The sequence below is a fragment of the Halobellus limi genome, assembly GCF_004799685.1.
GTDB lineage: Archaea > Halobacteriota > Halobacteria > Halobacteriales > Haloferacaceae > Haloquadratum > Haloquadratum limi.
Window position 1 is genome coordinate 1,502,745 of sequence record NZ_CP031311.1, and the last position, 17,991, is coordinate 1,520,735.

Sequence of the window (17,991 nt, forward strand, 5' to 3'; positions counted from 1 at the left end):
TATGAACGGACACACTTCGAGAGACGAACAGCGCACGAGTAGACGGGCGCTGGCCGTGGTCTTCGCGTTGATCGTCGCGACGTCGATACTGTTGCCCTTCGCGACAGCGGCGGTCGCGGCGGCACCGGGGAACAGCGGCTCGCCCGGCAACGGTGGTCCGCCGTCGAACGCGGGACCGCCAGCGAGTCCGCCCGGTCACGCGGGCGTTCCGTCCGGGAGCGTCAGCGTCAGCGGATTCCCGGGCAACGGAAACGGCCCACCGAAGCACGCGGCGGCGTGGGGCGTGACCGCGGGGAAACACGCCGGGACGATGCTCGTCGAGATCACGACGAACGCCGACGGCGACGTCGTGCTCAAGGCGACCGACGATCAGTATCACGCCGGCCGTGAGGTTTCGGTGAACGCGTCAGCACTGACTGAAGCACTCGGGTACCAACCTGAGTTCGCGAACGTCGAACACGAGTCGGGAGAGACGTACGAAGTCCCTATCTCCTACGAAGGCGGTCGTGCAATTTGGGAGATCGAACACTTCAGTACCAACACAGTTACGTTCTCCGGCGAGTTCGTCGCGACTCTCAATCCGGCGACGGATGGGTCAACGATCACTTACGATATTGCTGATCTCGACGCTGCGTCAGATATTACATTAAATCTGACAGGCCAACTCTCGACAGAGAATGAGAGTAAGTCGTTCGGATTTACTCGAACCGACAACCGGAGTATAACGGTTGCTGGTACGGAATCCGTGAGCGCAAATCTGACCGTAACGGGAGCCTCGTCGGGTGAGGCGACCGATATTAAACCACTTGGTGATGAGACGACCGCTATCCCCTTCCCTGAGGTAATTGAACTGAAATTCGATTCATATTTTGATTCAGGAGCGGGCGACTACTCTTATACCGTCTATATCGACGGCGAGGAGTACGCGAGCGGCGGCAACCCCAATATGGCTGAAGACACAGAGGAGTATCCGACTGTTGATATGCCTGAGAGAGCGGTCGATTCTATCACCGTCGACGTGTCGACAAGTGGTAATGTTGATCACGACTGGACACAGGTTACTGAACGGCCTCCCGCATCTGACGTATCTGTCTCTATTGACGGCTCTACATACTCCTTTGGCAACTTGACCGACGGAGAATCAGGCTATCGGACCCTGAGCCTCTCCCCGACTACCTATCAATTAGATGGGAGTACTTCGGAGGGTGGCGCGATAGCGACTCTCAATTACACGGAAAAAAGCGCGACAATCAATCCCGCTGTCGAACTTAATAGCGATTGGAAGAATTACACTGGTACTCTTAGCGAGGGGGAAACGGCCTCGGTAACGATCAACAAATCTTCGCTTCAGGAGGGGACAAACCGGGTCAACGTTTCACTCTCATCGCTGTCAGCGGACGCTCCCGCACCCTCTGTGGGAGTCGAGTACCGGCACGACACAGTCGCGAATCAGTCGGTCGACTATACTGGCGAGAAGTGGTCGGAGCGGTACAACGTCTCAAAAACCTACCAAAGCGATCGAGCGAACGCGACAGTGACGATCCCCTTCGAGGGTACTGTCGTCGACGTGCGTGACTTCGAGTATCGAATCAACGACTCGTCTTGGTCGGACGTTCCGAAGTGGTCGATGACGGGTACGACGCTCGAAGCCGAGATCGGTGACGTCGAGGCCGGAGCGACGCTCGACGTGCGGGCGAACGGCTCGAAAGTCGTCGTTCACAACGGAGCGATCGAAGTCACCGAACCGACTGTAATGGGCTCGAAGCTATCGAGCGGCATCGAGATCACGTCGCACTCGTCGGACTTCCATATCGAAGTCAGCGACTCGACGGGAGCTGATCGGATCAACTATCTCGCGAACGAGTCGTGGTCGTCGAGCGACTATGCACACGTGACGAACGGCGGAGACGATCAGTCGATATACGCGCCGAACGCGGGCGCGGGCAGTACCGCGACCGCGCGGGTCGCACCGATCGACGTCGAGCCCCAAACGGACGCGAAGGTCTCGATCATCGATGCGGACCGTCCAGAGTTCAAGATCGAACCCGGCTCGACGACCGGCGACTCGATGAAGATCCGATACTACGACACGACGTCGGGATCGACGTACGCGCTGAAGTCGAAGACGCGCGATGGGTACAAGGTCGACTCTGACACCGCTGAATCCCCGGCGATCTTCGATCTCGGTGACGACGACAGCGAAGTCTTCTACATCGAACTCGTGGAGCAAACTACGGGATCGAGCGGTGGCGGTGGTGGCGGCGGTGGCGTTCCCGTGCCCACCAAATCGGGCGCTCCGCTGTCGAATCCGCTTCTCCTGATCCCGATCGCCGGAGTCGTCGTCTTCGGTGGCGCTGTGGGCGCGTCGAAGACAGGCGTCGGTCGCTGGGCGGTCGTCGCGATCGCTGTCGTGGCAGCACTACTCTCCGTCGTCGCGCTCGTACCGAACGCGATCTCTCGATCGACGCTGTTCATCAGTCGTCAACTCGGAAGCGGGCTCGGTCAGGTCTCGCCGGTTCTCTGGCTCGCCGGCGGCGGGATCGGTCTCTATGCGATCTACCGGTTCGTAAAGGCGGTGACAACGAGAGATAGCGTCGTGATCGAAGCCGTTCGACGGGGGCGCTGATATGCCGCTTCCGCCGATCTTCGCGGACGTGAACGCGCTCGCACTCGTGGGAAAATTACTCGCGGGCGGTGGCGTCGCGGCGGCGCTGTTTATGCTCGGTAGAGTGCTGATGCGTGCCCAAGCGATCCAGACGTGGCTGTGGCTCGGGGCAGTAATAATGTTCGCTCTCGCCGGGATGACGGCCGTCGGTGTCGTCGACGTGAATATCGGGAGAATAGTCGATGGAGCGCGTCTATCGTGGAAAGTCGGGAACTGGATCGCCCGGAATTTCGGAGGGCTTCCCTGATGCGCCCGCGAGTGCCGACGCGCCCGCACGGCGACGGGAGCGTGCTCGTGGGCGCGATCGAGAGCGCTCGCGACCGCGCCCACAGTACCGCGGCGGCGTGCGCTCGCGTGAATACGCGAATCCGCACACGGCGCGGGGGCGCGTACGCTATAATCACGCGGTCGAGCGCGCGAATCGCATTACGGCGCGTGTGTATGAACGCACGCGCTCGTGAAATTGAGCGCGTGATAGGTTATAGTATTCAATTGGGGGCACCGACCGGTTCCCGCGTGGCGGGGCGCGGCGCACCCGTGCGACCCCGGGGGAGCCGAACTGATCTCGATCCGATCTCCACCGACCTATGAGCGACATCGATACCGTAGATCCGACCCACAACACCCCAACCACAGTCAACGAACAGGCACTCGAAGGACACAACTGGTACGCCGAAGTCGGCGCTCGACGTCGAATCCGGTCGCGGTTCCCCGAAGCGGCGCGGCTCGATATGATCTATCCGGTGAAGCCCGATGCAGCACGGGCGAGTTACTTCGAGCCGGGAGGAAGACACAGCGAGTACGCGCTTCACGACGACCTCGAAGCGCTCGACGGGATCGTCGTCGAGTCCACGCATATTCTGATCCCCCACGAGACCGTCGCCGATCTCTACGTCGACGAAGACGAGCGCGACGAGCTGGACGATCTCGTCTACCGGGTGCTATCGAAGATGCGCGTCGACGAGATCGAACGCGACGGGGAGATCCATTACCGGATCCCGGACGATCCGAACAACGTCACCGACGACAAGCGGCGTACCGATCCCCGACCCGTACTCGTAGAGTGCGAACCGGGACACCACTGGAATGCCCTCCAGGAACTCAAGAGCCGTCGGAACGCGGAGAACCGAGACATCAAGGGGCTCGTGACGGCTCGCGACAGCGAGACCGGAACGGGGAAGACGACGCTGGCGGAGACGCTGTCGATCGATTGGGATCACTCTCCCGGCGGGTGGGACGCCGAAGATCAGGGAACGCTCCACTCCAAGGAGTACACGCGAGCGTACCTGAATCTCGATCCCGGGGCGATGCTACTCGGCGATGAGATGGAACAAATGGCCGACAACCGACGCTCGACGTCTTCGAACAACGTGACGCTGACGCAGTTCTGGAGCACGATGCGAGCGTGGCAAGTGTCGACGCTCGCGACGCTCCCATCGACGTCGATGCTGGATAAGCGGCTGAAGGAACTCGCTGACTTCCGGATCAACGTGATCGAGCGGGGCGTCGGGATCGTCTATCTCTCGAAGGTCGACGATCACTCGGGGGAAGTCTTCGAGAAGCGGCTTCATCGGATCCGTTGGGGCGATCTCGCCGGGAACCCGGAGCACGAGAAAATGAAGGAAAAGAAGATCGAGCATATGGAGAACTTCAGCGAGCGGTCGTATCTCGTCGATGACGAAGACGACGAACTCGGCCTCGACGATCTCCCGCTCGATCTCCGGAACGAGATATGGGCCTTGCTCGTCGACGCCGGCGTCGAGCAAAGCGTGATCGCCGAAGCGTGGGATATGAGTCGATCGACGGTCTCGAAGGCGATCAAGCCGTTCCGTGACGAGGGCGAGAGTGGGGGAGGTGAAGCGGCCGTATGAACGCGCTCGTGTACGTGAGCGGGCTTACGTTCGCGTTCGTGCTCGTGCTCGCGCTCGCAGTATGGGATGGCTCTGTCGAGATTTTCAATCGCTTAGTAAGGAGTTTATTCAATATATCCCATATTGTGCAGTTCCTCTTGTAATTCGTCATTGAGGTCAGCATTCTCAAGAGAATCCAATAGATCGTCGTTCCGAGATTGTACAACATCGACTAATTGGCTGGCTGTCCGGAGTTTGAACCGTATACCGCTGTCGTCTGTTTCTTCGATAGCGCTGTCTACAAGTTGCTTGATTGTATTCAGAGGTGTATTGGTCATATACCCAGATATGTCTTCACCGCAAAAGATTATTCGATTGACTATTATTTTAACATAGAGATTGCTCCCCAACCGGCTAGAATAAAAAATGAGTTTCAGACGTATATTTATCAGATATGCTTAATTAATGGTGTGGGAACCAGTGACGTTGTATTGGATTAGCATCTCACTAGCTTTATTTTGGTGGTGGGTCGGTGAAAGGCTTGACCCGGATACTATAATATTTATCGTGCTGTTTATGAAACTCGGAGGAGGATTAGCGACACTTCAATTCTTGGCCGGTCTAGAGTCAGCAAGTACGACACAAATATTGAACAGTCTTCTGTCACTAATAGCATATCTGATCGTTCTTGTTGCACTCGGAGCAGATATTGGTTTCAAAAATCTATTCAGAGGATTTTATACTTGGATCAAGTAATAGGCCGTTTTCTCGGTTGGGTCGTTATGACCGGACGCGAAATCAAGATTAGCGGATCATTCAGTTTATGAAACTTATGTACCGGTAAGAGATCTACACTATCCGTACTATACCAAAACTGTTGGGAGATACAGAGGCTGTATTCATCACTGTGGTAGAAATGGTCGTCAGGTTTATTTGATATTCATTTGAAAAATGTAGCAAGTTTTGGGGAATCCATAATGGAATTTCAGACTGTCGAACAATACAGGGCACTCATCGACCACTCTACGGACGTCATCGTACTATTCGATAAAACCGGGGTCATTCAGTTTGCTAGTCCCGCTGTCGAGACGATGCTCGGATACGATCCCAATGAACTAATCGGGGAACAGGCGTTTAGTCTGATTCACCCCGACGACAGGGAGCAAGCTGTCGAAGCGTTCAACCAGATTGTCGGAGCACCCAGTCAATCAACGAAAAAACAGGAACACCGGCTTCGACACGCAGACGGTTCGTGGGTCTGGGCGGAATCAGTCACGACCAACAGGACCGAGTCCGATATCGAGGGATTCGTCATCAATACCCGCGAGATCACCGAGCGCAAGCGCAACGAGAAACAGTTGGAGAAGAGAACTGAGCAGCTAGAGGCACTGAATCGCGTGGTTCGCCACGATATTCGAAACGATATGTCTGTGATTCTCGGGTGGGGTGAACAGCTTCAAAAACACGTGACTGACGAGGGACAAGACGCGCTCGACCGCGTGTTGCGAAAATCTCGTCACGTAATTGAACTCACAGAGATCTCCCGGGATTTCGTCGAATCGCTAGTTAGCGACGACACGACCGAGGTGAAACCCGTTGATCTCCAGCAGTATATAAAAACGGAACTCGCTGCGGTACGTGAGTCCTATCCAAATGCTCAGTTTGACGTGTCAGGTGACATCTCCGACGTATCCGTTCGCGCAAACGAGATGCTCTCATCAGTCTTCAGGAATCTCTTCGAGAATGCGGTGCAACACAACAACGAAGAGACACCCGTAATCACGGTCACATACGTTGATCGAGACGAAACCGTTCGGGTTCGGATTGCGGATAACGGCCCTGGAATCCCAGATGAGCAAAAAGAGCAGATATTCGGGAAGGGAAAAAGAGGATTAGATAGTTCTGGATCCGGGATTGGCCTGTATCTCGTTCACACATTGACAGACCAGTTCGGGGGTGACGTTTGGGTTGAAGACAATGATCCCAAAGGGGCCGTCTTTATTGTCGAACTTCAAAAAGCAGAGTGAAACGACCGCCGGGATTCGGACCGCATACGGTAAAAAACGAGTGGACTTGCCGGCTCCATAGTTGAGAAAGAACTGTCGTAGGCGCTTCTGACAACTCCGTTCACGGTATCGTGCCTTACCCTGTTCTCGGCGTGTAGCGGCGTCTCTGGTTCTCTCGCGGTCGCACGTGGGACTATGGGTGCGGGGAGCGGGCGCGCGTTCTGCGCGCCCGCGATATTGTCTCTCCCCCTTAGGGGCAACTACGGTAGGTGTCCCTGGCAACCGGGGCCGATGGCCCAGCCACCGAGACCGCCGATCTCGCGACTGCTCGACGCCGCTCGCGACCGCTTCTCGATCTTGGTCAACGTCGGGACACTGGCGGAAACTGGCGACAGAACTGGCGTTAACACCTCGATGAGAGTAAAACCAGTAAGGAAGATTCTAAAATTAATCTGATATCTCGTGGTCGGACTTCTACACACTGAATCGAAGCGCGAAAAGAAAGATCGAGAGACAGAGTCGAGACTATCCGCCGGGGCGAACCCAAAGCGCGAGCGCCTATCTCAGACGCTCGCGCAACGCGTCGACGCGTATGCGTATGTCTTCGTCACCGAGTCGGCCGTCGTGGAACTCGTCACGGATCGAGTCGAGATCAGCCGAGATCCCCGCTAGGTACCGGAAACCGATCCGATCGTCGTCGACGTCGTCGCTTCCCTCCAGGTCGTCGCGATCGACGTCGCCGGCGTCGTCGTCATCGTTCCGGCGCTGGCGACGCTCTTCGGCGTCATCAGCGACGTCTTCTCGGGTACGTTCGGGACGAGCTTCCCGGATTTTCTCGCGAGCACGGTCGCGGAGGTTCCACGACTCGAAGCAGACGAGCACCGGGTTTCCGATGCGCTTCAGCACCCCCTTTTCAGCGAGCCGAGCGACGTGGTACCGCACCGTCGACCGGGCGAGTCCCGTCACCTCTTCGAGCTTATCGTAGGTGGCTCCGTTCTCTTGTACGACGGTCGCGAGAATGTCGTGAACAGCCGTCGTCAGCTTCGACGCGGCTTCCATAAACACCGTCGTCGCGGCGTCTTCGTACCGTCTCCGAAGCATCTCCCGTCGACCGGTCGGTCGCTCGAAGCTCCAGGGCGCGGCGGCCGGGCCGTCGAAGAAGTCGTCGGCGACGAGATCGCCGCGATCGACGCCGGCCCATAACGCGTGCGTGGCGACGATCCGACGAAGGTGATCGAGCACGTCGTCGAACTCGCTGACGTGCGGGAGCGGACCTCGATCGACGCCGGCGAAGGACGCTTCGAGCTTCGGGTGGTGAAGCGGATCATCGACGCTGATCCGATCCCAATTCGAGTGCTGATAGACCTTCACCTCGGTCGAGAAGGGCTGTTCCTCGAATCCGAGTGAATCCCACCGATCCGATTCGACGATGCACTCAAGCCATCCTTCCCGCTGTCGACGCGATCGCGACTCGATCTCGGCGGTGCCGCCGTAGTCGATCAGGTCTTTCGAGTCGTTCACCGTCTCGACGACCGCTCCCTTCTTGTCGATGTCAAAACGAACGTGGGCTTCGGCCTTCGGAACGCGCCGACTCTCGTCGACGCGATCGGGCTCGACGTCGATCACGTCGTCACCATAGGCGGCGCGGAGTACGTCGTAGGCGCGCCGCTCGATCTCTTCGGCGGTCTCCGCCCACGTAGTCCACGCGAGGATTCGCGAGCCCTCTCCGTGGGGGAGATCGAGTTCGTCACCACTCTTGTAGACCATGCCCGGGTACTGCGGCATAATCTCGACGTGCAAGGCGACCGGCGGCTTCTGATACTCGACGCCGTCGACGGTCTCGATCCGGTCGCGGATCTTCAGGTGTTGCTCGTGGTACGCGCTGTAATCGGATCCGGTACCGGTGCCGGCCTTCCACCGGCTCGACGACTGAAGAACGACCCACTCGCCGGTCGGCTCGGGAAGCCACTCGGGATCGAAGCCTTCGACGACCGGGTACGGCTCCAGGTCTGGATCCCCGATCTCGTCGATCCACAGCTGAAGCGCGGCGTCGTAGAGCGTTCCCTTCTCTCCACGGGGTGCGTCGCGCTTCGAGGGTGCGAGGTCGGCGAAGACTTCGGTGATCGCGGCGCCGTGAGCGCGCGGCTCGGGGAACGACGTCTTCTCGACGCCGGTGACGTCCGTGTGGAGTTCGCTCGTCGGCGGGCTGTCGGTACTCAAGACGAATCACCCCCGATCTCCGCGTACTCGACGGTGTGATCCGTTCGTTTTCGGTGAGTGATCGTCTTCGTCGCCGCGAGCACTCGATCGTTCTCGATGATCTCTTCGCAGAGACACCCGTGACAGACGACGTGATAGACGGCGTCTTCAGATCGATCACTCGTCAACGAGATCACCCCCACCGGTCTCGATCAGATCCCACCGGACCGCGATCACGTTGAACCAGCAACCCTTCCGACAGCCGTGACAGACGTGCCTGAAGGTCCCTGTTTCGCTGTCGGTGTCGATCTCGTCAGCGGATACCCGCTTCACGCGTTCCGTCTTACAGCCGGTACAGATCGCGTCGACGGGGACACCGCACTCGCCGGCGGTCGGTCCGAGTTTGACGTCGTCACGGATCTCGACGGCTTCGAGATCGACGTCGCCGCGGCCTTCCAGGGCGTCGCGACCGTCTTCGACGGACTTGACGGCGGAACTCAAGCGGAATCACCCCCTTCCAAGGCGCGCGCGTTGGGGAGCACGCGACCGCCGTCGGTGACGAGTACGTCTGAATCGGGGCGACAGCCGTCACACAGCCACACACCGGGATTCCCTTCGAGGTAGTCACCGTCGACGTCGTCGCTCGTCGAACCGCAGTCACGGCAGCGCTTGATCGTCTCGAAGTCGAGAAGGCTCGCGTCTTCGAGCCGGGCGCGTTCCTCTTGACGGAGATCGCGGGCACAGTCGACACAGTGGCGTCGACGGGACGTCGGACGCCCACAGCGGTCGCACGTCATCGTTCCCTCCCGTTGAGCGTCACGTGATCGATCATCGCGACGCCCTCTCCCCAGGGAACGCAGTCGCCACAGCGGAAGACGTCGCGACCGTCTTCGACGCCGATCCGTCGAATGGGTCGGATCCGATCACAGCCGTCACAGTGACCGATCTTCGGTCGGGTCAACGGACGTCACCCCCGTCAGTACGAGCGTGGACGCGACGACCGCGGTTCCGGTTCGGGTGATCCTGAGGATCGGGTAGATCGACGATCGTGCCGGCGGCGCTCCCGCGTTGGATTCGCGCCCGGCAGTCACACGCGAGACAGCGGTGGGCGACGTCGTTCTCGTCGCCGAAGACGCGGCGGAAGTCGTCGGTGACGTGGGCCCCGCAACACGCGCACGCGGTTTGCCCTTCGGGGCGATCGCGAACGACGTGCATCATCGTGATCCCCCCGGGATGCGGGTGTCTCGATGTACTGATAGATGGGGCTCTCGGGTGTGTGAACGGAATCGAATATTGGACGGTAGACCGTCCAACACCGTAGAATATCCGCCCTCCCCGAATTGAACGGGGGACAAGCCGATCTACAGTCGGCTGCTCTACCAGGCTGAGCTAAGGGCGGTCAACTCTACGTAGCGCCGCTGGCGGACTTAAGGGTTACTCATCGGAGCCGTCAGTCGATTCTGTGGGGAGGATTCACAGACGCCCCTCACGGCGCGTGGTCGGCGCCATCCACCAGGAACCGCTCGACTGTCCGGTCGATCTCGTGTTGCACGGCGGCCAACTCGGGGATCGTCTTTTTGTTGTACGCCCGCTTCGAGCAATCGACGTGGTCGGGAACGATCGAGTGGGCCTGCCGTGACAGCGCAGCGAGTCGCTGCTGTCGAGGCCCCGACGACCACTCGGGCAACGCGAGTTGCTCGACCGTCGACTTCGAGAGGCTCGATTTGCCGCCGGAAGAGATGTCCCGGAGACACCGCTGGTACGGCGCGGAGTTGAGGAGCGCACAGAGATAGTGGGCCTCCCGCTCCTCGTCGGTGGCGACGAACATACAGTGATCGCCCGGGACGACGGGCTTCTCGCCGACGACCGGATCGGAGACCGTCGAGACGACGGCGAAGTGCGGTTTGAACCCGAGGCGACACCAGACGATCTTGTACTCCGACCACGTATAGGGACCGACGCCGAACAGCGAGTAGAACGGTCCGTCGTCGAACCACGAGGACCCGCGGTCGCGGAGTCGGTCGCGGTGGGCGTCCAGATACGCGAACGTCGCCGGCGTCTCCGTCCGAAGTTCGTCTTCGTTGTCCTCGTTGACCCGTCGCTGCGGGACGAGTTGGAGGTCGTGACCGAAGAGACCGTATTTCACGATGTGTTTCGACTTCAGGTAGGGGTAGACGTGGTCGGGTTCGAGCCCGTGGCGTTCGATCGTCTCTCGGTCGACGGCGTAGACCGCCTTGGCGTCGTCTTTCACGCCGTGTCGGATCCGATAGGTGCACGTGCCGACCGCCGCTCGCTCCGCGTCGGCACGGAGCCACGGCGACGACGGGACGTCCGGTTCAGCCGGGACGAGGCGCGTCCGGGTGCGATCGAACGCGGATCGCATCGTCGACAGCGACTCGAAGGACCCGCCACGACGTCGCGAGGCCGTGGCGTCGGGCGCCGCTTCGGACTCTTCGGAGGCGGTGTGCCACCGCGTCGTCGGGACACCGTTCGGGTCCTCGTTCGCCCCGATCCGGAGCGCGAACAGTGCGGTTCCCGCATCGACGTCGGAGAAGGGGCGCAACGAGTCGAAGTCGTGGACGCGGTCGTAGACGATCGACCGATCGCCGAGGTCCGCTCGTCGGAGGCGCTCTCCCGCGGGGCCGGTGAGGAGGTCGCGTTTCAGGATCACCGACGCTCGGCCGCCGTCGCGAAGCAGGTGGTGGACGCATCGCAGCGCGTACGGGACCGAGAGGTCGTCGTTCGCGTACCCGAGTCGAGCGTCGAGACCGCGGCGGTCGAACAGTTCGGGTGCGGTCTCGGTTCTCTCCGGATCCGGTTCGGTCCCGTCTTCTTCCGGGTCCGGTCCGGTCTCCTCTCCCGTCTCGGTCCGCCAGCGGTCCTTCGCCGCCTCCGACAGCGAATCCCACGTCAACCACGGCGGATTTAGCAATAACGCGTCGGCCCGCGTCCCGCCGAGTGGAGGATCCGCTACCGTCGCTTCCGACGCGTCGCCGAGAACGATGCGGGGCGTAAACGTCGGCGGAGCGTCTGCCGACGCTGTCGCGTCGCCAACCGCTTCGAGCAGCGGTCGGACGGCGAGCACGAGCGCGAGCCGCGAGGCCCGAACGGCGTTCGGCGCGACGTCGAACCCGCGGACCGAATCGAAGACGGTCCGGACCCGTTCAGCGGCCGGAGCGTCTCGGTGGATCCCCGCGAGGCGCGTCGCAGCGGCCGCGAGGAGGGCCCCCGCCCCGCAGCCGGGATCGACCACGGTCGGGGGTCTACCCGGGCGACTGGAGTCCGATCCGCCGGTCCCGGCGGCTCCCTCGTCTCCGCCGAAGTCGTCGAAAACCTCCTCGGCGGCGAGTTCTGCGAGTCCGCCGGGCGTGTCGTAGCGGCCGAAGGCGCGGCGGGCGACCGGCGAGACGCACTCTCGGTGGAGGGCGCCGACGTCGTACGGCCTCGCCGCGTCGAGGAACTCGCTTGCCGCAGAGCGGAACGAGGCGAACGCGTCCGGGGGTAGCCGGGCGGTGACTCGCTCGTGGACGGTCGCGAAGCGCGCCTCGAAGGAGACCCCAGCATCGTCCGCGAGCGGTCTGGAGACGGTACAGCCGAGCCGACTTTCGAGTGTGTTGAGCAGTTCGGTGAGCAGGAAATCGAACGTCAGCGTCTCGACGAACAGCGCCTCGTCGACGCCGACTCGCGGCGACTCGGTGCCGCTCGCGTGAGAGTTTTCTGGACGTCCGACGTCTGTCCCTTCTGGGCGTCGGACACCTGTCCCTTCTGGATGTCCGACGTCTATCCCCTCGTCGGCGAGGTGAGAGAACACATCGCCGTGCCTCTCTCTCACGTACTCCCGCCAGGCGACGAACTCCGGTCGGATCCCCGGATCGCCCAACGAGGCTTCGAGCGTCGACCGGTACCCGCAGAGCAGATCGGTATCGAGAACCCTCGAACAGCGTTCGGCGACGGAATCCACGTCGGCAGATCGGTCTCGACCGGACATCGTACAGGTCAGCCTCCGGTCTCTGGGTCGCCGTCTCGGTTTTCCGCGTCTGGGTCGCCGTCTCGGTTCTCCGCGTCTGGGTCGCCATCCCGGTTCTCCGTCTCTCGGGCGCCGTCTCGGTTTTCCGCGTCCGGATCGTCATCTCGGTCCTCGCCATCTCCCGTCTGAGTGCGGTCGGATTCCGTCACCCGAACGCCTTTTTCCGCGAGGTGACGCATCCGCCGCTGTGCGAAATCTTCCTCGGAGGTGCCGCGAGTGGCGAGCACGTACACCCGGGACCCGCCGGCCGGGCGCATCGTCCGTCCGGCGCGCTGTGCGCCCTGTCGGCGCGATCCCCCGAGTCCGGACGCGACGATCGCGACTTCGGCGTTCGGGAGGTCGATCCCCTCGTCGCCGACGCGGGATATCACGAGCGTGTCGAGGTCGCCGTCGCGGAACGAGTCGAACACGCGTTCGCGGCGATGGTGCGGCATCTCGCCGCTGACGAACGGTACGTCGAGCGCCTCCGCGATCGCCTCGCCCTGGTCGAGCCAGTCGACGAAGACGAGCGCTTTCGAGTCGGGGTGTGCGTCGAGCAACCGGCGGGCCGCTTCGATCTTCTGTGGGTTCTCCGCCGCGATCCGGTGTCTGTCTCGCCCCTCCGCGCTCGCCCACTCGTTGCGTGCGAGGTCGTCGGCCCACGGCAGATACCTGATCTGAACCTCCGGTTCCTGGACGTACCCGGCGTCGAAGAGCTTCGACCAGTCGGTGCCGATCGGCGGCCCGATCAGCGTGAATATCTCCTTCTCCTTGTCGTCCTCCCGCACGGGCGTCGCCGAGAGTCCGAGGCGGTGCTTCGTCTGGAGGTCCGCGCTCCGTCGGTAGATTTTCGAGGGGATGTGGTGGACCTCGTCGTAGACGACGAGCCCCCATCCGCGGGAGCCGAACAGGGAGCGGTGGCGGTCCATCCCGGCGGTCTGGTACGTCGCGATCGTCACCGGCCGGATCTCCTTCTGCCCGCCGTGATACTCGCCGATCTGATCCGGGTCGAGCGTCGTGTGCCGGAGGAGTTCCTCGCGCCACTGGGTGGCGAGTTCCCTAGAGGGGACCAACACGAGCGTCTCGCCGCCGACGGCCGCCAGTACGCCGATGGCCGTCACGGTCTTGCCCGCGCCCGAGGGGCCGACGAGGACGCCCGAGCGCTGGTCGAGGAACCGTTCGATCCAGTCTTCCTGATACTCGCGGAGGTCGACCGTCAGTTCGAGGTCGAGCGGGTCCCCGGTGTCGAGATCGCGGTCGTCGACGACCGGATAGCCCGCCTCGTAGAGGGTCCGCTTGATCTCCGCTTCCGCGCCGTCGCGGACCCAGCTCTGAGTGTCCGATATCGGGGCCACCAACTGCTCCTCACCGAGTTTCTGGCGGCCCACGTTCCCCATCAGGCTCTCCGAGGCGCCTTCGAGGACGACGTAGCCGTCCTCGTGGGTGAACAGCCTGAATCGGTTCGCTCGTTTCCACTGCGACTCCACCCACGATTCGAGGTGCGGTGATCGCCGCGGGAGTACCGAGCGCATCAGCGAGAGCAGGTCGGACACGTCGTCGAACGGGGCCTGCCAGACGTCCTCCTGTCTGATCTCGTAGATGTATCCGCGCGTGTTCGCCTCCCGATCCGCGGTAGTTCGCTGTCGCTTCCCGGTGGAATCGACCAGGTGGGCGAACTGCGAGAGCTGCGCGCGGGTGTACTGTGTGGGACGGTCGACGACGATCTCCCGACGCTCGGGGAACAGCACGATCCGCTCCCGGTCGGCGAGTTCGCTCCACTCCGTCGGAAAGTAGACGATCGGGTCCGATTCGACGTTAACGCGCTCTACGGAGCCCGACTCCGAGAGGTCCTCGAGTGTCTCCGCAGCGGCCGACTGCGTGGTGTCGAGTCTCCGGGCCACTTCCGACGCCGTCACCACGGGCCGACCCTCCGCCTCCAGTACGTCGCGGAAGCTCTCGACGTCGACCGCCTCGCCGTCGGCTGTCTCGAGGCCGGGGCTCTCGGCGGCGACAGCCTCGGCCGCGCGGCCGGACGTCTCGTCCGGTTCGGACCGGTCGTCGGTATCTGATTCGGCGCTCCCCTCCTCGTCGGTCATTGTCCTTCGGGAGGGCCCCAATCGGGAAACGGCTTGCGACTCTCGCAGCGATCTCGCAGGTTCGACTGGTCATCATTCTAATGTGCAGACCCCGCCGACGAACGCGTCGAACGAGAGGACCGCGTGAACGGACACACCGGGTTTCCGGTGAAACGTCGTCGTCGCGAGCGGTCGGCCTGCGCCGGTTCGGCGGGACTCGGGTTCGCGGTGGCACACCACGTTTCCGGTGAATTCGACACCCTGGTGAATCGCCCCCGAAGGAGCTTGCAGAACGAGCATCAACCCGAAGTTCAAGCTGGGTACCGTCCTCGGGGGCACACCGGGTTTCCGGTGAAATGCGCTGGTACTGACTCGTCCGATATAGAGCGACCCGAGATAGCATAACTGAATCGCGTGAAGATGGGCCCCAATTCTGTCCTTCGAAAAGCAACAATTAAGTACTCAGTTTTCGTTACCTACCAGTGACTCCGTCGCACGCTAGTGAGAGAGGCTCGTCGAGCCTGTTCCGATCGAAATACGCCCGTCGTCCTCTCCCTCCATTTTATAGGCAGAGTCCGCTCGCCTCGTTCCTCATCGACGCATTCTGGATTACGGCTGTCCGCTGATCGGCGTCTTCAGCCCGAGAGACGCCCACGAATCGGCCCAGGCCTGCGGGGACCACACCGTGTTTCCGGTGAACACGACCTCCGTTCGCGACCCCCGCTTCGAGTCCAACCCACCCCCTCCTTCCCCCGTTTCACCGGAAACCCGGTGTGTGTCCGATGCCGAAATATACACCATTCTCCGAGGGAGGCGGACGCGGCACGAGCGACAAGTACCACCCCGTGAGTCGCGGGGAATAACAACGTATTTCACCGGAAACCCGGTGTCCTGTAGTATGCCGGACACCAGCGACGACCTCTTTACGCGAGAGGATCCCATCTTCTCCAACAAGGAGTTACTCGAGATCAATCACCTCCCGGGAGAGGGACGAATCGTCGGTCGCGACGACGAGATCTCGGACCTCGCGGCCGCGGTCAACCCCGCGATCTTCGGTCAGAGTCCCAGCAACGTCCTCATCTACGGGAAGACCGGGACCGGGAAGTCCCTCTGTGCGAAGTACGTCTCACAGCGTCTGGTCGACACGGCCGGCGAGGAGGACGTGAAGGCGACCTTCGCCTACGTCGACTGCGCGCAGGACACCACGGAAACCCAGGCCGTCCAGACGATCGCCGACGGCGTCAACGAATCGGGAGTCACCGGCATCAAGGTCCCCGACAAGGGGCTCAGCACCTCGACGTACTACAAGCGCCTGTGGCGGATCCTGGACGCACAGTACGACGTCGTCCTCATCCTCCTCGACGAGATCGACAAGCTCTCCGACGACGACATCCTGATGCAGCTCTCGCGGGCCGGCGAGGCGGGCAAGATCGAGCAGTGTAAACTCGGCGTCATCGGCATCAGCAACAAGATCCAGTACAAGGATCGGATGGACGAACGGGTCAAATCCAGCCTGTGCGAACGGGAGTTCGTCTTCCCGCCGTACGACGCGAACCAACTGCGAGAAATTATGGAGGCGCGCTCGGACGCCTTCCGCGACGGGGTCCTCGACGCCTCGACGATCCCGCGGGCGGCCGCCCTCGCCGCCCGGGAGCACGGCGACGCCAGGAAAGCGATCGACATCCTCCGGTACGCCGGCGAGATCGCGCAGTCGACCGGCGCACAGACCGTCCGAGAGGAGTTCGTCACGCAGGCGCGCGAGCGAGCCGAAACCGATCGGTTCCGCGAACTCATCCGGGGATCGACGCCCCACTCGCGATACGTGCTCCAGGCGCTCGCGATCCTCTCGCTGTCGAGCGACCGCCAGGAGGGGTTCCGGACGAGTCGCGTCTACGAGGTCTACGAGAACATCTGCGACGGCCAGGGATCGGACACGCTCTCGCTGCGGCGCGTGCGCGACCTCCTCAAGGAGCACGCCTTCCTCGACATCATCGAACAGTCGAAACACAGCGGCGGGAGCGCCGAGGGCAGTTACACCAAACACCAGCTACTCGAAGACCCGCAGGTCGTCAAGGACGTACTGACCGAGGACGTTGCCTGATATCGATTACTCTCGTCTCGTACCGCCGAGGGCTCCCCCCGTTGACGACGCTCGGCAGTGAACAGTGAGAGTAATCATCACGATCCCATCCGACAACCCGGCGGTGATCGAAGTCCTTCTCTGATTCCGTTTCCGCTCCGGTTACGCTCTCTCCCCGAGCACCTCGTCGACGTCGGCGAGGGAGTCGAGGACAAAATCCGGTTCGACGTCGACCGCGTCGATGGTTTCGCGGTCTGTCACTCCCGAGAGCACCAGTACGGTCGTCATCCCGGCGCGTTCGCCCATCCGGATGTCCGTCTCGATCCTGTCGCCGACCATCAGACAGCGTTCGGGGTCGACACCGACCCGATCGAGCGCGGTCTCGATCATCCGGGGAGAGGGCTTCCCGAGCACCTCGTCCACCGTCTCTCCCGTCACGCCCTCGATCGCGCCGATCATCCCGGCCGCGTCCGGGATCGCCCCGTCCTCGGTGGGACAGGTTCGGTCGGGATTCGTCGCCAGGAACGGCGCGCCGCCGTCGAGGGTTCGGAGCGCAACGTCCAGCGCCTCGTAATCGAACTCCCGATCCATCGACGCCACGACCAGATCGGCCGGACGGTCGGTCGTCGTCTCGACGCCGGCCTCGTGGAACTCGTCGAGTAGCGGTGCTTCTCCGACGACGAACGCTTCCTCGTCGGGATAGGTCTCGCGAACGTACTGCGCCGTCACCCACCCGGAGTTGACGACGTCGTCGACGGTGGCCTCGACACCGAGTCCCCGGAGTTTCTCGCTGTAGTCCCGCCGACGGGCGATCGCCTTGTTCGTGAGAAACAGGACCGTTCCGACGCGCTCCCGAAGCGTCGCGATGCTGTCGTCGGCGCCGGCGATGAGCCGATCGCCCAGGTAGACGGTCCCGTCCAGATCGAGGATCGCCGCTTCGTAGGGACCGCCCGTCGGTTCCAGAGTGCCCCCGTTCATCGGCGGTTCCGTCGCTTCCCGCACTGTGGCACCTGCGCTCTCCTGTCGGAATCGAGAACCGCCCGACGGTCCACACCTGAGCGATTCCCGGATAAAATTACGGGCGCTATCCACTCCATCAATAAACAATTC

13 protein-coding genes and 1 tRNA gene are annotated in these 17,991 nt (G+C 61.9%); 5 read left to right on the top strand and 9 right to left on the bottom strand.

Annotated features, from left to right (window positions below):
* Nucleotide 1 precedes the first annotated feature (1 nt).
* The 4 genes from DV707_RS07610 to DV707_RS07625 all read left to right on the top strand — a co-directional run bounded on the left by DV707_RS07610 (nucleotide 2) and on the right by DV707_RS07625 (nucleotide 6,542).
* Complete coding sequence (locus DV707_RS07610; protein ID WP_136361822.1) at nucleotides 2–2,626, top strand: hypothetical protein; 2,625 nt, start codon at nucleotides 2–4, stop codon at nucleotides 2,624–2,626.
* A 1-nt stretch (nucleotide 2,627) separates the two neighbouring features.
* A complete protein-coding gene (locus tag DV707_RS07615; protein ID WP_103989858.1) occupies nucleotides 2,628–2,912 on the top strand; it encodes a hypothetical protein in 285 nt (94 codons plus the stop codon).
* A gap of 340 nt (nucleotides 2,913–3,252) precedes the next feature.
* Nucleotides 3,253–4,536, top strand: a complete 1,284-nt coding sequence (locus DV707_RS07620; RefSeq protein WP_103989857.1) for a helix-turn-helix domain-containing protein — start codon at nucleotides 3,253–3,255, stop codon at nucleotides 4,534–4,536.
* A gap of 956 nt (nucleotides 4,537–5,492) precedes the next feature.
* A complete protein-coding gene (locus DV707_RS07625; protein WP_103989856.1) occupies nucleotides 5,493–6,542 on the top strand; it encodes a two-component system sensor histidine kinase NtrB in 1,050 nt (349 codons plus the stop codon).
* A gap of 537 nt (nucleotides 6,543–7,079) precedes the next feature.
* On the opposite strand, the gene DV707_RS07630 is transcribed toward DV707_RS07625, so the two are convergent.
* From DV707_RS07630 to DV707_RS07660, 8 genes are all read right to left on the bottom strand, one after another.
* Nucleotides 7,080–8,741, bottom strand: a complete 1,662-nt coding sequence (locus DV707_RS07630; protein ID WP_103989855.1) for a MarR family transcriptional regulator — start codon at nucleotides 8,739–8,741, stop codon at nucleotides 7,080–7,082.
* Between the two features lie 156 nt (nucleotides 8,742–8,897).
* Entirely contained in the window at nucleotides 8,898–9,221 is a 324-nt protein-coding gene (locus DV707_RS07635; protein WP_200820831.1) for a hypothetical protein, read from the bottom strand.
* Nucleotides 9,218–9,517, bottom strand: a complete 300-nt coding sequence (locus DV707_RS07640) for a hypothetical protein (protein ID WP_103989853.1) — start codon at nucleotides 9,515–9,517, stop codon at nucleotides 9,218–9,220. Before DV707_RS07640 ends, DV707_RS07635 begins: the two co-directional genes overlap by 4 nt.
* The gene (locus tag DV707_RS18440) at nucleotides 9,514–9,681 is read right to left on the bottom strand and encodes a hypothetical protein (RefSeq protein WP_160113896.1); all 168 of its coding nucleotides are present in this window, start codon (nucleotides 9,679–9,681) and stop codon (nucleotides 9,514–9,516) included. Before DV707_RS18440 ends, DV707_RS07640 begins: the two co-directional genes overlap by 4 nt.
* A complete protein-coding gene (locus DV707_RS19390) occupies nucleotides 9,678–9,938 on the bottom strand; it encodes a DUF7563 family protein (protein WP_103989852.1) in 261 nt (86 codons plus the stop codon). Before DV707_RS19390 ends, DV707_RS18440 begins: the two co-directional genes overlap by 4 nt.
* A 107-nt stretch (nucleotides 9,939–10,045) precedes the next feature.
* Nucleotides 10,046–10,119 (bottom strand) — tRNA-Tyr (locus DV707_RS07650).
* An 87-nt stretch (nucleotides 10,120–10,206) separates the two neighbouring features.
* Nucleotides 10,207–12,708 carry a type I restriction endonuclease subunit M gene (locus DV707_RS07655; protein WP_103989851.1) on the bottom strand — a complete coding sequence of 834 codons (2,502 nt, stop codon included), beginning with the start codon at nucleotides 12,706–12,708 and terminating at the stop codon, nucleotides 10,207–10,209.
* Nucleotides 12,709–12,716: 8 nt separating this feature from the next.
* Nucleotides 12,717–14,822 carry a DEAD/DEAH box helicase gene (locus DV707_RS07660; protein ID WP_103989850.1) on the bottom strand — a complete coding sequence of 702 codons (2,106 nt, stop codon included), beginning with the start codon at nucleotides 14,820–14,822 and terminating at the stop codon, nucleotides 12,717–12,719.
* Nucleotides 14,823–15,699: 877 nt separating this feature from the next.
* Between DV707_RS07660 and DV707_RS07665 the strand changes: the two genes are divergently transcribed.
* Complete coding sequence (locus tag DV707_RS07665; RefSeq protein ID WP_103989849.1) at nucleotides 15,700–16,902, top strand: Cdc6/Cdc18 family protein; 1,203 nt, start codon at nucleotides 15,700–15,702, stop codon at nucleotides 16,900–16,902.
* Between the two features lie 141 nt (nucleotides 16,903–17,043).
* On the opposite strand, the gene DV707_RS07670 is transcribed toward DV707_RS07665, so the two are convergent.
* Nucleotides 17,044–17,859, bottom strand: a complete 816-nt coding sequence (locus tag DV707_RS07670) for an HAD-IIA family hydrolase (RefSeq protein WP_103991180.1) — start codon at nucleotides 17,857–17,859, stop codon at nucleotides 17,044–17,046.
* Between the last annotated feature and the right edge of the window lie 132 nt (nucleotides 17,860–17,991).